Raw genomic sequence first — 15,774 nt, 5'->3', positions numbered from 1 at the left:
CTATTCAAACGTTTTTATGGCAACTACTTCCGACATCAGCCGTGGCATGATTATTAAGCAAGATGGCAGCTTATACAGAATTGTAGAGTTTGGTGAAAATAAAACTGCCCGTGCAGCCGCTAAAGTTTGGGCGAAACTGAAGGGGGTGGATAACAGTCGTTCAATTGAAGTTACCTGGAACAGTGGTGAAACCATTTATCCCGTGCGTGTTGAACGTAAGGATTTCCAGTTTTTGTATAAAGATGATACTGGCTATAACTTTATGAACAACGAAACCTTTGAACAAATCGTGGTTCAGGAAAATGTAATTGATGCTCCCCAGTTTTTAAAAGATGGAGCTGAAGTATCGGCCCTTATCAATACGGAGACTGAATTACCGATGAGTGTGGAACTGCCCGATAAAATTGTTGTATTGGTTACCTATAGCGAACCCGGAATGAAAGGCGATACGGCCACCCGTACGCTGAAACCGGCAACTGTTGAAACTGGTGCTACTGTAATGGTTCCTTTGTTTGTAAACGAAGGCGAAATGATCCGCATTAACACCAAAACAGGTGATTATGTGGAAAGGGTGAAAGAATAATTTTTGAAGATGATATGCAAACGGGCAGTTTTTAAAACTGCCCGTTTTTATTTGATTTTGGCCCATTTTTGGCCAAAAAATGCTGGTTTTACCCCTGTTTTTAATTGAATTGGGAAATTTCGAATGTAATTCCCTTATCTTAGCCGCCCGTTATTACTTAACATTTTAAACCTCACGATCATGGATTTTAAGCAAATTCAGGAATTGATCAAACTGGTCAACAAATCCAACCTCAGTGAACTCACCATCGAAGAAAAAGACTTTAAGGTTACAATAAAACAAAAGGAAGAAATTATTCAGCAAACGCTTATTTCAGGTCAGTTTCAGCAAGCGCCACAAGCCTATGCTCCCGCTCCTGCACAATCGGCTGCTTTGCCTGCTGCTGCTCCGGCCGCCGCTGCGCCATCTGCTCCCGCTGCCGATGATACCAGCAAATATGTAACAATCAAAAGCCCGATGATCGGGACATTTTATCGTAAACCATCTCCTGATAAGCCATTGTTTGCTGAAGTGGGCACAGAAGTTACTCCCGGAAAAGTGGTGTGCATTATCGAAGCCATGAAACTCTTCAATGAAATTGAAAGCGAAGTAAAAGGTAAGATCGTGAAAGTGTTGGTTGAAGACCAATCACCTGTTGAATACGATCAACCTCTGTTCCTGGTAGATCCTAGTTAATTTGACAATTAATCAATTTGAAATTTGAAAATGTAAACTCATTTTCAATTTTCTTGTTGTACATCATTTTCACATTAGCTAATTCTCAAATCTTCAAATTAAACTCATGTTTAAAAAGATATTAATTGCCAATCGTGGTGAGATTGCTCTTCGTATTATTCGCACTTGTCGTGAAATGGGCATTAAAACGGTAGCTGTTTATTCAACGGCCGATCGTGAAAGCATTCACGTAAAGTTTGCTGATGAAGCTGTTTGTATTGGAAAACCTGCCGGAGCGGAATCGTACCTCAACGTTCCAAATATTATTGCAGCGGCAGAGATTACCAATGCAGATGCTATTCATCCAGGTTATGGATTTTTAGCAGAGAATGCAAAGTTTGCAGAGATATGCGGACAAAACGGAATCAAGTTTATTGGCCCTACTCCCGATCAGATCCGTTCAATGGGGGATAAGATCACGGCAAAAGAAACCATGATCAAAGCAGGTGTTCCTGTGGTTCCGGGTGGTGAAGGTTTGTTGTCAAGTGTTGATGAAGCAAAAGGTTTAGCGAAAGAAATCGGTTATCCTGTTATATTAAAAGCTACTGCCGGTGGTGGTGGTAAAGGGATGCGTGTTGTGTGGGCCGAAGAAGAACTGGAGCGTAACTATGATATGGCAAAGAATGAAGCTGGCGCTTCGTTCAAGAATGATGGCATCTACATGGAAAAATTTGTAGAAGAGCCACGCCATATCGAAATACAGGTTGCAGGTGACCGTTACGGAACGGTTTGTCATTTAAGTGAACGTGATTGTTCTATTCAACGTCGTCATCAGAAGTTGGTGGAAGAATCTCCTTCACCATTTATGACTCCTGAACTTCGAAAAGCTATGGGCGAAGCCGCTTGTAAAGCTGCTGGTGCCATTGGTTATGAAAGTGTAGGTACCATTGAGTTCCTTGTTGATAAACATCGCAACTTCTATTTCATGGAAATGAATACTCGTATCCAGGTAGAACATTGCGTAACAGAAGAAGTAACCAACTTCGATTTGATCAAAGAACAGATACTGATCGCACAAGGTGAAAAGATCAGTGGTGAAAACTATGAACCACAGATGCACGCTATTGAGTGCCGCATTAATGCCGAAGATCCGTATAATGATTTTCGTCCATCACCCGGTAAGATCACTACCTTGCATCAGCCCGGCGGGCATGGAATCCGTATCGATTCACATGTGTATGCAGGCTATGTAATTCCTCCATATTACGATTCAATGATCGCAAAAATTATTGCGGTTGCCCGTACACGTGAGGAAGCCATTAATACAATGAGTCGAGCTTTAAGTGAGTATGTGATAGAAGGAGTGAAGACAACGATTCCTTTTCACCAGCAACTCATGAAAGATGAGAACTTCCGAAAAGGAAATTTTACAACTAAGTTTTTGGAAACATTCCAGATGAAATAAATAAAAAGTCCCGCTGTAAAGTGGGACTTTTTATTATGGCAGAATATCTTCCTCTAGCAGAAAATTATAATCCATTTGCTTTATTAATAAACTCCCGGGGAATAACAACGCCTTCTATTTGCTTTTTCTTAATGAAAGCTCGAGCTTTTGATAAATCCCCAAGTTGAAAGAGCAACAAAAGATAATTGTTGACGGCTTGTTGATTTAATGGATCATACGTTAAATAAGTCTCCATATACCTCACGCTTTGCTCAAATTGTTTTTTCTCAAAAGCAATTCGGGAAAGATGAAAATAGGCTTCATAGTACCCCGATATCCTGATTTCTTTAAGCAAATAGTTTTCAGCTTGATACACTGAATCTTTGTCGATGTATATTTTGGCAATATGATAGTTGATATACTTTTGATTTGGGTCCAGCTTATAGGCCTTGTTCAGCAACGCTTCCCCTTCAGCACGATCTGTTGTAATGATTCTAGCTCCAAGCATCATGTTTGCATAGGCTGAATTTGGAGTTGTTTGCATAGCTGCAGTCCAAAATGTTGCAGGATCTTTAAACTTTTGTTGTTGATTAATATTGATGCCGGTGAATATGATTGCAACTAATCCAACCGCAATGAAAACTTTTGAGGTTTTCAGATTTTTAAATAAAACACTTTGTGATAAGACAAGCAATATGCCCAACATCGGCAAATATAAACGTTGTTCAAAATCCTGTTCATTTATAGCTCCAGGCAACAGCAACACCGGCATCAGCAAAATCACAAACCATGCAAATCCTCCAATAACGACTTTGTTATTACGTTCCTTCGAATAATAGAGCAAGACGGCTATGACTAATAATGCAACTATCCCAAATACATAACTCGTTTCCTTCATCATTGGAAATACACTCAGGTTGAAGGGAAGTATTGTTTTCCCAAAATACTGAAGCAAAACAGGTGCCCGGTTAAACAGGTTTGTAAAAATTTGATTGGCCTGGATTGAGGAACTTTCAATAGTTGCAGAAGATCTTGCAATAAACCAAACGATGAAGGCAAAAAACCATGTTCCAAAAAGCAGAACCGCTGTGCGTTCACGAAGCCGGTAAGTTGTAGCGGTTAACAACAAAACAAAATACGCAGGAGGTATAAACATTGCAGTCTCCTTGGTAAAGAAAGCAGCCAGCAGAAAAACAAACTGAAGAAACAAAAACTGTAATTTCTTTTTTTCTAAATAATTAAGGGCAGTTAGCATGAATGAAAAGCAAAAAACTGCCAGCATGGTATCGTTCCTTCCCGGTATCCATGACACTGCTTGGGTTAATACTGGATGAACTGCAAACAGCAATGTAAGCATGAAAGCAATTAGCTCTTTCCTGATGAGCGCCCGCATTAGCACAAACAGTAATAGCACAGCTATTACATGGAGAAGAATATTTACAACATGGTACCCTCTTGCTTCCGTTTCGCTTAACTTATAATTTAAAATAAATGAGTTTAGTAACAGAGGTCGGTAATAGGTATCTGACGAATCGCTAAAGACACCTCTGTGAAAAGAAGTTACCAAATTAGAAGCATCTTCGTTATAGGCTGCATTGTCAATTATAAAAATCCTGTCATCCAATTCTGTATATCCATGATTAAGCGATGGTATATATAGAAAAAAAGAAACGAGCGCAAGCCATAAAAAGGGGAAAGGAATGCGTTGGGCTGTTGTTTGCCCTTTCTTTGGATTTGGTTGACCTACCTTCTTATTTTTCATGCAGTTTAAATCTAACTAAAAAATCCAGAAATCCTAAGCATTCTTATTATCTGGGCAACAAAAAAAGGGCCTGCAATAATTTGCAGGCCCTTTTATAATTGACACCGTAGATTGCTTAACGTAAGAACAATAACTCTCTATACTTGGGCAAATACCAACTTGCATCATCCACTAGCAATTCCAGCTTATCGACATGGTAGCGTATTTCATCAAAAAATTTGCCTTTTACATCATCGCAATAAGCAATGGCTTTGGCTCTTGTATCTTCAATCACATTTGCTTTCTTGCGTGCTTCAATCATTTGCTCCACCAGATCGCTGCATTTGTTGATGTGCAATGATATTTTTTCTAATATCTGCAATTGATTAGCATAAGCATCTTTACCGATACCAATTTCTTTTAATCCTTTAATATTATTGATGAGCACATTCTGGTACTTAATAGCTGCAGGTAAGACATGGCTGGTACATAATTCACCCATTACACGTCCTTCGATCTGCACCTGCTTAATATATTTTTCTAAATCAATTTCATGACGGGCTTCCAGTTCTGCATGCGTGTAAACACCAGTGTTCTCAAATAGCTCTTTCGCTTTTTTAGTCACCATTGCATCTAATGCATATGGCGTTGTCTTCACATTCGGTAATCCACGTTTTGCTGCTTCTTTTTCCCATGCTTCACTATAACCATCACCTTCAAACAATACTTTCTTGCTTTCGCTTACATAGCGCTGTAACACGTGCATGATAGCAATTTCTTTTTTCTCACCTTTCTCTATCAATGCATCAACCTCTTCTTTAAAATCAGTGAGTGTTTGTGCCATAATGCTGTTCAACACCGTCATTGCATTTGAGCAGTTTGCGCTTGATCCAACTGCACGGAACTCGAACTTATTTCCAGTGAAAGCAAAAGGCGATGTACGGTTACGATCTGTATTATCAAGCATCAACTCCGGTATACTTTTATGCAGATCAAGTTTCAAAATAGCTTCATCCTGTTCATCAAACTTTGTGGTTACTCTTTTCTCTACTGCATCTAACACTTCAGTTAGATATTTACCAACAAACACGGAAATGATGGCAGGTGGTGCTTCGTTTGCACCTAAACGATGATCGTTACCAGCACCAGCTACACAAGCACGCAATATATCAGCGTACTGATCAACCGCACGAACAACATTGATAAAGAAGGTAAGAAACATCAAATTTGTTTTTGGTGTTTTACCCGGCGCCAATAAGTTTACGCCTGTATCGGTACTTAAACTCCAGTTATTATGTTTACCACTTCCGTTAACACCGGCAAATGGTTTTTCGTGTAACAACACTCTTAATTTATGTCGGCGTGCAACACGATCCATTACATCCATCAGTAACGAATTATGATCAATAGCAACAGCTACCTCTTCGAAGATTGGAGCACACTCAAATTGCCCCGGTGCTACTTCGTTATGACGGGTGCGTAACGGAATACCAAGTTTGTAAGATTCATTTTCGAAATCACGCATGAACGCATACACACGTTCAGGAATAGAACCGAAATAATGATCTTCTAACTGCTGACCTTTTGCTGATGAATGACCAAATACTGTGCGTCCACTCAACAACAGATCTGGACGTGCATTGAACAATGCTTCATCCACAACAAAATATTCCTGCTCCCATCCAAGTGTTGGTGTAACCTTGGTAATATTTTTATCGAAATAATAGCAAACGTCAACTGCTGCTTTACTTACTGCTTCCAATGCTTTTAAAACTGGCCCCTTATAATCAAGTAGCTCACCCGTGTAAGAAACAAAAAGTGTAGGAATGCACAAGGTTTTACCATTTCCAATCTCCATGATAAAAGCTGGAGAGGAAGGATCCCAAGCCGTGTAACCACGTGCTTCAAAAGTGGCACGTATACCACCACTAGGGAATGATGATGCATCGGGTTCTTGTTGAATAAGTGCGCCACCGTCAAATTCTTCAATGGCTGTGCCATCGCCTTTCAATGTAAAGAACGAATCATGTTTTTCGGCTGTTGATCCTGTTAATGGTTGAAACCAGTGTGTATAGTGTGTAACACCTTTGCTTTCGGCCCACTGGCGAATACCTGCTGCAATTTGGTTGGCATTCACACGATCGATCTTTTTATTGCCTTTAATTGAAGACATAAGACTTTTGTATGCTTCATCACTTAAATATTCACGTGCAGTTTTAATGGTGAACACATTCTGGCAAAAAATGGCAGTGATCTTTGCAGGTGAACCAACTTCAATATTTTCCTGGTTCGATAAATTTTTAATGGCCTGTAAACGTAATGACATAAAGTGTATTTGATTAGTTGATCAGTACAATGGCGACAATCGGTTGAAATAATACAATTTGTTTGCGTTGCGAATTTCAGTTTTTTAAAGGAAGTAATGGAGAAAAAAAATCCCCCTTTTTTACAAGGGGGATAATTCAGAATATACTATCAGTGATTATGCTTTTACAGATTTCACTGTTTTAATAATACGAGCAGCTACTTTATAAGGATCAGCCGCTGAATTTGGACGACGATCTTCTAAGTAACCTTTCCAACCCCATTTAGGAACTACAACCGGGATACGGATAGAAGCACCACGATCAGAAACACCATAACTGAAATCATGGATGCTTGCAGTTTCGTGTTTACCAGTTAAACGCAGGTGGTTATCGGCACCGTAAACTTCAATATGTTCTTTAACTACAGGACGGAAAGCTTCACAAACTTTATCGAAGATGTCTTTGCTTCCTGCAGTGCGCAATAATGTATTAGAGAAGTTGGCATGCATACCGCTACCGTTCCAATCTAACGAACCAAGAGGCTTACAATGCCAGTTGATTGCTACACCATATTTCTCACCAATTCTTTCGAGGAGGTAACGACCCAACCAAATTTGATCGCCAGCTTCTTTAGCTCCTTTAGCGAAGATCTGGAATTCCCATTGGCCAGCTGCTACTTCGGCATTGATACCTTCAACATTTAAACCTGCTTCTAAGCAAACATCTAAATGTTCTTCAATGATATCACGACCGTAAGCGTTGTTAGCACCTACTGAGCAGTAGTAAGGACCTTGAGGAGCAGGGTAGCCACCGACAGGGAAACCAAGTGGCCTGTTTGTTTCAGGATTGTAAAGGAAATATTCCTGTTCGAAACCAAACCAGAAGTCATTGTCATCATCTTCAATGTGAGCACGACCGTTTGATTCATGAGCAGTGCCATCAGCATTCAACACTTCGCACATAACGAGATATCCGTTTTTGCGTTGAGGATCTGTGATAATGTATACAGGTTTCAACAAACAATCTGAAGAACCGCCAAGGGCTTGTTCTGTAGAAGAACCATCGAAACTCCACATTGGGCAATCTTCTAATTTACCGCTGAAGTCTTTTTCAATTTTCGTTTTGCTGCGAAGGCTTTGTGTGGGTTTGTAACCATCGAGCCAGATGTACTCAAGTTTTGACGCTGACATGTTTTACCGCTTTGATTTAGTTTGAAAAAACAATAAATATTGCTAATTGCGGTGCTAATTTACAACTGAAAATGTTTTTAATCTAAAAAATTTCAGCGAAATTACTAATTGAAACGTTTGTTAGTGTGGAAAAGTGTCACATCTAATTTATTATAATTTGTTAGCTTTCCATGCGATGGTTGCAATAATGGGTACGAGTAAAAAAGGGAAGAATATAGCCCTGTATCGAACAATAGCGCCTAACTGCGGAACGATATAGCCCGTTAGCAGCAATAATACCATCGACACAAGAAAGAGGAATTGAACCACCGAATGCCGGTAGGGATTATCTGTATAACGAAAAAACCATATAGATACAAGTATCCAGATAAGTAATATTTCCAGTGCACTGGCAAGATAGAGAGGCGATAAAAATTCTGTAACATAAGGCCTCACCAAAGTATGGTTTAATGCCTGCGGTGCATTCTGTAAAAAGCTGGTAAATGTGGGCTCCAATTTTCGTTGTGGTAAAAATGAATTGCCCCCCAAACCTTTAAAATCTTTGTTACGTAGAACAATTGAAATAGGCAGATCGAGTTTTGGATGAACATATTTCGCTGAAAAGAAAGCAGTGGTGCCAATAATCGTCACCAGTAAAAAAGCGATCCACTTGCGTTTGAAATATCTTTCTGCAAGCCACCAGGCAAATAAACCCGGAATACAAGCAAGTACGACATGATTACGAACCGGGAAGATCAACAGTAATAATAACGCAACAAGTGATAATTCTTTAATGCCGAGTTTATTCTTTTTCAAACCGAAATAAACAACAAAGGTGATCAATGATATATAAGTAAAAATGAGTCCGTCTTTATGAATACCTGAAGACCAGAATAAAAAAGAAGGCAACAGAAAAGTACCACAGGTGATCAAGAGTTTGCGGTTTGGAAACACATCATTCATCACACGTATAAATGCGATGGGTCCAAAGAAAGTAAGGAAGGAATAAAAAATCACATTCACATAATATCTCGAGCCGGTGAATACATTAAACACAGAAACAATCTTCACCATATAATTATGCTTCAGATCATTCCAGTAAGAATTTACGCTGGAAAATAAATGACGGTAATCCCTGTCGTAAGGATTATCAATGATGCTTGTGAAATAACGCACCGGGTCATGAAATAAAAGTGCAGTATCGCTTTCTGAATCGAAAAAGAACTTCCATGTGTCCGCCGATTGTTCATAATTTGGAATGGTAGTATAAAACCAACCATAGGCAACACCTGCGGCAACTTTCAGCACAAATAATCCAATAAGCCAGTAATTAGGTAACCCCGAATGTTGAATAAATTTCACCCTGGTAATTAACCAGCTGAACAAAATAAGGTATAGAGCAAACAGTAAATATGTCATGTGATTGGGGGCAAATTAAAATATTTCTTTTCATACAGTCAAACCATTGCCCCTGCATTTGTACTTTTGCGCTTTCTTACACATCATGGAAATAACAGCAAAAACCGCACAGCAGCTTCGCTTGACCGAAGAAGAATTTGAATTAATTAAGCAGAAACTTGGCCGCACGCCCAACTTCAATGAACTCTGTGCCTTTAGTGGTATGTGGAGTGAACACTGTAGTTACAAGAACTCGATCAAGTGGTTAAAAACATTGCCCCGTGAAGGCGGACGTATGTTAGTAAAAGCTGGTGAAGAGAATGCTGGCTTGATGGATATTGGCGATAATCTTGGTGTTGTATTTAAAATTGAAAGTCATAATCACCCTTCTGCTATTGAGCCATTTCAAGGTGCTGCAACAGGTGTGGGTGGTATTCATCGTGATATTTTCACCATGGGCGCTCGACCAATTGCTGCACTGAATTCACTCCGCTTTGGTAATCTGAAAGAAGCGAAGACTCAACACTTGTTAGGTGGTATCGTACATGGTATCGGTCATTACGGTAACTGCTTTGGTGTACCCACTGTTGGTGGCGAAATATATTTTGAAGAATGTTATCATACTAATCCATTGGTCAACGCAATGAGTGTGGGTATTGTAAAAGCAGGTGAAACTGTTTCTGCAACAGCACTTGGCGAAGGCAATCCCGTTTTCTTTGTAGGAAGTGCAACAGGTAAAGATGGTATTGGCGGAGCAAGTTTTGCCAGTGCCGATATTACTGCTGAAAGTGCTGAAGAATTACCAGCAGTTCAAGTGGGCGATCCATTCCAGGAAAAGAAATTATTAGAAGCCTGTTTGGAAGTAATTCAAACAGGTGCTGTGGTGGGTATGCAGGATATGGGTGCAGCAGGCATCATTTGCTCAACTGCTGAAATGAGTGCAAAAGGCGAAGTGGGAATGCGCATTGATTTAGATAAAGTTCCTACCCGCCAGCAAAACATGAAGACATGGGAACTGTTGCTGAGCGAAAGCCAGGAACGCATGTTAATGGTTGTGGAGAAAGGAAAAGAACAGGCGGTGTTAGATGTATTTGAAAAATGGGATCTTCCTTGTTCAAAAATAGGCGAAGTAACAACAGATGGTTTGCTGAAGTTCTACATGAATGGAGAACTTGAAGCTGAATTACCAGCTTATGAATTAGTATTAGGCGGCGGTGCACCACAATACACAAGAGATTATGCTGAGCCTGCATATTTCTCAAAAATTAAAGCATTTGATGCCAACAGCATTGAAGTGCCCGATGATTTGAAAGCAGTTGCTGAACAGATTATTCAAATACCAAATATTGCAAACAAACGTACAGTTTATCATCAGTACGATAGCATGGTTGGCACTGGTAACAGCAGCACCAATGCACCAACTGATGCAGCTGTTGTTCACGTTAAAGGAACAACAAAGGGTTTAGCTGTAACAACTGATTGTAATAGTAAATATGTTTTTGCTGATCCTTACAAAGGAGCAATGATAGCAGTAAGTGAAGCGGCACGTAACATTGTTTGCAGTGGTGGTTTACCATTAGGTATTACCAACTGTTTGAACTTTGGTAATCCTTACGATCCGCAAGTGTATTATCAATTTGTGCATGCTATTAAAGGCATGGGCGAAGCTTGCAAAAAGTTTGATACACCTGTTACCGGCGGTAACGTAAGTTTTTATAATCAAAGCCCGGATGGTGCAGTTTATCCAACACCAACCATTGGTATGGTAGGTTTGCTGGAAAACATCAACGATAAGATGACGCTTGATTTTAAAACAGAGGGTGATGTGATCTTTATCGTTGGAAAATCAACTGATGATCTTGGTTCAAGTGAATACCTGCACAAATTGCATTCAGTTGAATTTAGCCCTGCACCACACTTCGATCTTGAAGAAGAATTTGCATTGCAGCAAACAATTGCTTCCCTCATCAAAGAAAAAGTAATTGTATCTGCCCATGATGTAAGTGAAGGTGGTTTGTTTACAACATTACTCGAAGCATCGTTCAATAATAATCTTGGTTTTGATGTAGTAGCATCCGACAGTAATATCCGTAAAGATGCCTATTGGTTTGGCGAAGGACAAAGTCGTGTTGTTGTTACGGTGAAGGAAGAACAAGTGACTGCATTTAAGAAAGTATTGGGTGCCCATCCATTTGCTGAGTTAGGCGTTGTTACCAACGGAAGTATTGAAGTTGATGGCATGGAGTGGGGAACAGTGTTAAGCTGGAAGGAAAAATATGATACTGCAATTGAAAATTTGTTAGCAGGTCATGAAAGCGAACATGCGTTAACTGCATTGTGATCTTTAGAAATGAAAATTGTTGCGTTCGAATAATAGATTTAATTTTAGCATCGTAACAAATGCATGCCACAGTGAAAAATCGCTGTGGCATTTCATTTATAAAAAACATAGTTATGAATAAGAAGATTGCCATTATTGGTGGCGGAAACCTGGGCGTTGCCATTGCTGAAGGGTTGATCAAAAGCGGATTTTGTTTGCCCAGCCATATCATTATTACAAAGCGTAATATTAAAACACTCACCGATATTGAAAGCAAAGGCGTATTGGTAACAAGCGACAATAAAGAAGCTGCACGTTATGCTGATCTCGTTGTACTGGCGGTGAAACCTTTCCAGATAAAAGATGTGTTGCTCGATATGAAAGAAGAGTTGAATGCAGCAAGGCATGTATTGGTAAGTGTAATTACAGGTGTTGGTATTAAAGACATGCAGGAGTGGGTAGGAACAAATATGCCTGTAATTCGTGCAATGCCTAACACGGCTATTGCTATCCAGGAAAGCATGACCTGCATTAGTTCCATAAATACAGTTCAGGATCAACTTGATTATGTGCATGATCTTTTTTCACAACTCGGTCGGGTAGCATTGATCGATGAAAAACTGATGGATGCAGCAACTGTTCTTGGTGCATGTGGCATCGCATATGCGTTACGTTATATCCGTGCCAGCATACAGGGTGGTATTGAAATTGGTTTCGATGCAAAAACGGCCACACTTATTGCAGCTCAAACAGTAAATGGTGCTGCGGAGTTGTTGATCCAGAAAGGATCGCATCCCGAGGCTGAGATCGATAAAGTAACTACACCACGTGGGTGCACCATTGCCGGCCTCAATGAAATGGAACACAGCGGCTTCAGCTCATCACTTATAAAAGGCATAAAAACGAGTTACGATAGTATCGGGAAATAAATCCAAATCTGTATTTCCTCTTATTTTCCACAGCTTGGCAACTGATTTTTTTCAATCAAAAAAATCATCGTAGGTTTGCATGACCTCCACTAGTTATTTATTTCCATTTTACATTAAGGCAGGTCTGTAAACTTGAAAATCTTTTTTTATGGCCAAGTACATTTTTGTAACCGGTGGCGTTACATCTTCATTGGGTAAAGGAATTATTGCCGCATCGTTGGCCAAATTGTTACAAGCCCGTGGTTTTAAAGTAACCATTCAGAAATTCGACCCTTATATCAACGTTGATCCCGGTACGCTCAATCCTTACGAACATGGTGAATGTTTCGTAACGGAAGATGGTGCCGAAACAGATCTTGATCTGGGGCACTACGAACGCTTCCTCAACATTCATACAACACAAGCGAATAACGTTACTACCGGAAGAATTTATCAAACAGTTATTAATAAAGAAAGAGAAGGTGCTTATCTCGGTAAAACAGTACAGGTTGTACCACATATTACCGATGAAATTAAACGCCGCATGTTGCTGTTGGGTAAAGATGGTCGTTATGATATTGTCATTACCGAAATAGGTGGAACCGTGGGTGATATTGAATCGCTTCCGTTTGTTGAAGCTGTTCGCCAGATTCAATGGGAATTACCGGAAGAAGATTGCCTGGTTCTTCATCTCACATTGATTCCATATTTGAAAGCAGCAAAAGAATTAAAAACAAAACCAACCCAGCATAGTGTGCGTATGCTGAGCCAGGAAGGTGTACATCCCGATATCATTGTTTGTCGCACCGAAAGGCCTTTAAGTACAGAAATTCGTCGCAAAATTGCGTTGTTCTGCAACGTAAAACCTGAAGCGGTGATTGAAGCAAGCGATGCATCTACTATTTATGAAGTGCCGTTGTTTATGTTGAAAGAAAAACTGGATGTTATTTGTTTGAAGAAATTGAGCGTAACTATTTTTCCTGAACCTGATTTAGAAAATTGGAAAAAGTTTATTGATAAATTAAAATATCCGAAAGGCCAGGTAAATATTGGTTTGATTGGTAAATATATTGAACTGCAGGATGCTTATAAATCCATTCTCGAAAGCTTTATTCATGCAGGTGCAATGAATGAATGTAAAGTGAATGTAGTGAATGTGCACAGTGAGTTTATTACTGATCAGAATGTAGCAGAAAAATTAAGCGGGCTGGATGGATTATTGGTAGCTCCTGGTTTTGGTAACCGTGGTATTGAAGGAAAGATAACAGCTATTAAATATGCACGTGAAAACGGGTTGCCATTCTTTGGTATCTGTTTGGGTATGCAAATGGCCTGTGTTGAATTTGCTAGAAATGTTTTGAATTTAAAAGATGCCCATTCATTTGAAATGAATGCTGATACACCTGATCCGGTTATTGACATGATGGAAGAACAAAAGAAGATCACCAGCAAAGGTGGCACCATGCGCTTAGGCACTTATCCATGCGAAATTAAAGCAGGTTCATTGGCAGAAAAGATCTACGGAAGTTTGAATATTAACGAACGCCACCGTCACCGTTACGAGTTCAACAATAAGTATCTTGATGCATTTGAACAGGCAGGCATGATACCAAGCGGAAAAAATCCTGAAACAGGATTGGTAGAGATCATGGAAAACCCAAAGCATCCATTCTTCATTGGTGTGCAATATCATCCTGAACTAAAAAGTACAGTTGAAAGTCCCGCACCTTTGTTCGTGCATTTTATTAAAGCTGCGAAAGACTATTCAGAAAAGCAACAGTCGGTAAAGAACCCCCTGCTTGAAAGTGAGATGATCTAACAATAAATCGCAAATTGAAATCGAAAAATAAAAGGTGAAGAGTAAGACTCTTCACCTTTTTACTTATCACTAATGACTATCTGCTAAAGGCTAGTTCTCCGGCCTTCCAATCATTTGTTGTTTTATTTTTTCCCAGAAGCCCTGTACATTTTCATCGTTGCGTTTCCAGTCTTTACCAAAGTGACTTAGTTTCGACTTTTGTTCATCTTTCTGCATGCGAAAAAATTCTTCCATCGTTTCTGTATCCTGCTGCATCGATAGTTTATTGTACAACCGTTTCATTTCACGTTCATAATCTACACTTTCTTCTACCATTTGTTTTTCCAATGCTTCACGTTGTTTTACTTTTTCATCGTACACGCCAACTGGCAATAATGTTTTTGCAATAACCGGCATGAGTTCGATCAACATCAGGATGATGAGAATAAGATAATAGCGAAACTGCAATGCATCATTTTCTTTCAGCAAATTATTCATTGCTTCAATACGGGTTAAAAAACCGGTGTTGAGATAATTTAAAAAATCTGCTTCCTGTTTTTTGATCGTTGTTTCCATGCCATTTAACTCTTCATCAATGGCATCAATACGTTGTTGCTGCTGAGTTTGCAATGCTTTGTATTCTTCATCAAGCTTCTGGTATTCGTTGCGCTTGGCAATGGCAATATCCTGTATACCCACTTTGCCACTTCCGCCGCTACCGTCGGTTTCAGCAATAAATTTTTCACGTGCTGTGTTTACAGCCGCATATTTTGTGCTGAGGTCTTTTTGCAAAGAAATTTTTTCTTTCAGCAATTCATCTTTACGGTTCTTGTATAGGAGATCAAGTTCTGTTCGCTTGGTGAGTTTTCGTTTTTCATTGTCAAGTGATACCTGCATTTTTATTTCTTTATCGAACATATAAAGAATAGCAGGTTGCGCCATGAACGTGCCAATGGTTAATGCCAGCAGTCCACGGAACAGGAGCGGAGTGATTTTTCTTTTGTTGAATTGATTAATGCCTTTGATGAGTGCCCGGTCGATACTTAATATGACAAAGCCCATAAACACACCACTTCCCACATACAGAAATACATTATCGATCACGGTGGAGAAGAAATATGTCCAGGCGAGTGTGGCAAATATCCAGGTGGCGAGCACGCTCATACCAACTATCCGGTAGCGGTTACGGTCCACCACACAATCTTTTATCAATTCTTTTTCTGCGGTGGCTAACCACCAAAGCAATTCATCGGTTTGGGTGGGCACATATGCTTCCCCGGCATACATGGGCGTAGCCTGTTGACTCATAATAAAATGATTTAAAAGTTTGGTTGGTTAAAGCGGGAACAGCAACGTGGTTAAAGCTAAAATAGAACGGCAGGTAAAATTAGTTATTGTAAAAGAAATGGTAAAGAAAGAGAAGAGTGAGTTGTAAGCGGGAGCTAAGCGTTCG

The 15,774-nt window shown here is 39.7% G+C and carries 11 protein-coding genes; 6 read left to right on the top strand and 5 right to left on the bottom strand.

The features are described 5' to 3' along the window. Positions 1-16 precede the first annotated feature (16 nt). The 3 genes from efp (at position 17) to accC (ending at position 2,702) form a co-directional block, all read left to right on the top strand. A complete protein-coding gene (gene efp, locus ACO1QW_RS01325; RefSeq protein WP_486254972.1) occupies positions 17-583 on the top strand; it encodes an elongation factor P in 567 nt (188 codons plus the stop codon). A gap of 180 nt (positions 584-763) precedes the next feature. Further along, the gene (accB, locus tag ACO1QW_RS01320; RefSeq protein ID WP_486254970.1) at positions 764-1,258 is read left to right on the top strand and encodes an acetyl-CoA carboxylase biotin carboxyl carrier protein; all 495 of its coding nucleotides are present in this window, start codon (positions 764-766) and stop codon (positions 1,256-1,258) included. Positions 1,259-1,364: 106 nt separating this feature from the next. Continuing rightward, positions 1,365-2,702 (top strand): acetyl-CoA carboxylase biotin carboxylase subunit, encoded by a 1,338-nt coding sequence (gene accC, locus ACO1QW_RS01315; RefSeq protein WP_486254968.1) that lies wholly within the window; start codon positions 1,365-1,367, stop codon positions 2,700-2,702. Between the two features lie 64 nt (positions 2,703-2,766). On the opposite strand, the gene ACO1QW_RS01310 is transcribed toward accC, so the two are convergent. From ACO1QW_RS01310 to ACO1QW_RS01295, 4 genes are all read right to left on the bottom strand, one after another. Continuing rightward, the gene (locus ACO1QW_RS01310; RefSeq protein ID WP_486254966.1) at positions 2,767-4,443 is read right to left on the bottom strand and encodes a tetratricopeptide repeat protein; all 1,677 of its coding nucleotides are present in this window, start codon (positions 4,441-4,443) and stop codon (positions 2,767-2,769) included. Between the two features lie 115 nt (positions 4,444-4,558). Beyond that, the gene (locus ACO1QW_RS01305; RefSeq protein ID WP_486254964.1) at positions 4,559-6,748 is read right to left on the bottom strand and encodes a glutamine synthetase III family protein; all 2,190 of its coding nucleotides are present in this window, start codon (positions 6,746-6,748) and stop codon (positions 4,559-4,561) included. A 156-nt stretch (positions 6,749-6,904) separates the two neighbouring features. Beyond that, positions 6,905-7,918, bottom strand: a complete 1,014-nt coding sequence (locus tag ACO1QW_RS01300; protein WP_486254963.1) for a glutamine synthetase beta-grasp domain-containing protein — start codon at positions 7,916-7,918, stop codon at positions 6,905-6,907. Between the two features lie 150 nt (positions 7,919-8,068). Next, positions 8,069-9,316, bottom strand: coding sequence for a hypothetical protein (locus tag ACO1QW_RS01295; RefSeq protein ID WP_486254961.1), 1,248 nt, complete (start codon positions 9,314-9,316; stop codon positions 8,069-8,071). 85 nt (positions 9,317-9,401) lie between these two features. Here ACO1QW_RS01295 and purL point away from each other — a divergent pair, with 85 nt between their 5' ends. The 3 genes from purL (at position 9,402) to pyrG (ending at position 14,342) form a co-directional block, all read left to right on the top strand. Further along, positions 9,402-11,636: a phosphoribosylformylglycinamidine synthase subunit PurL gene (purL, locus tag ACO1QW_RS01290; protein ID WP_486254959.1), complete on the top strand. Its 2,235-nt coding sequence runs from the start codon at positions 9,402-9,404 to the stop codon at positions 11,634-11,636. 113 nt (positions 11,637-11,749) lie between these two features. Further along, positions 11,750-12,544 (top strand): pyrroline-5-carboxylate reductase, encoded by a 795-nt coding sequence (proC, locus tag ACO1QW_RS01285; RefSeq protein ID WP_486254958.1) that lies wholly within the window; start codon positions 11,750-11,752, stop codon positions 12,542-12,544. Between the two features lie 148 nt (positions 12,545-12,692). Then, a complete protein-coding gene (pyrG, locus tag ACO1QW_RS01280) occupies positions 12,693-14,342 on the top strand; it encodes a CTP synthase (protein WP_486254957.1) in 1,650 nt (549 codons plus the stop codon). Positions 14,343-14,432: 90 nt separating this feature from the next. Here the strand turns inward: pyrG and ACO1QW_RS01275 are convergent, their stop codons facing one another. Continuing rightward, positions 14,433-15,629: a DUF4407 domain-containing protein gene (locus tag ACO1QW_RS01275; protein WP_486254955.1), complete on the bottom strand. Its 1,197-nt coding sequence runs from the start codon at positions 15,627-15,629 to the stop codon at positions 14,433-14,435. Positions 15,630-15,774 lie beyond the last annotated feature (145 nt).

The organism is Lacibacter sp. (assembly GCF_057361365.1).
This window is presented reverse-complemented; position numbering and strand designations above follow the sequence as displayed.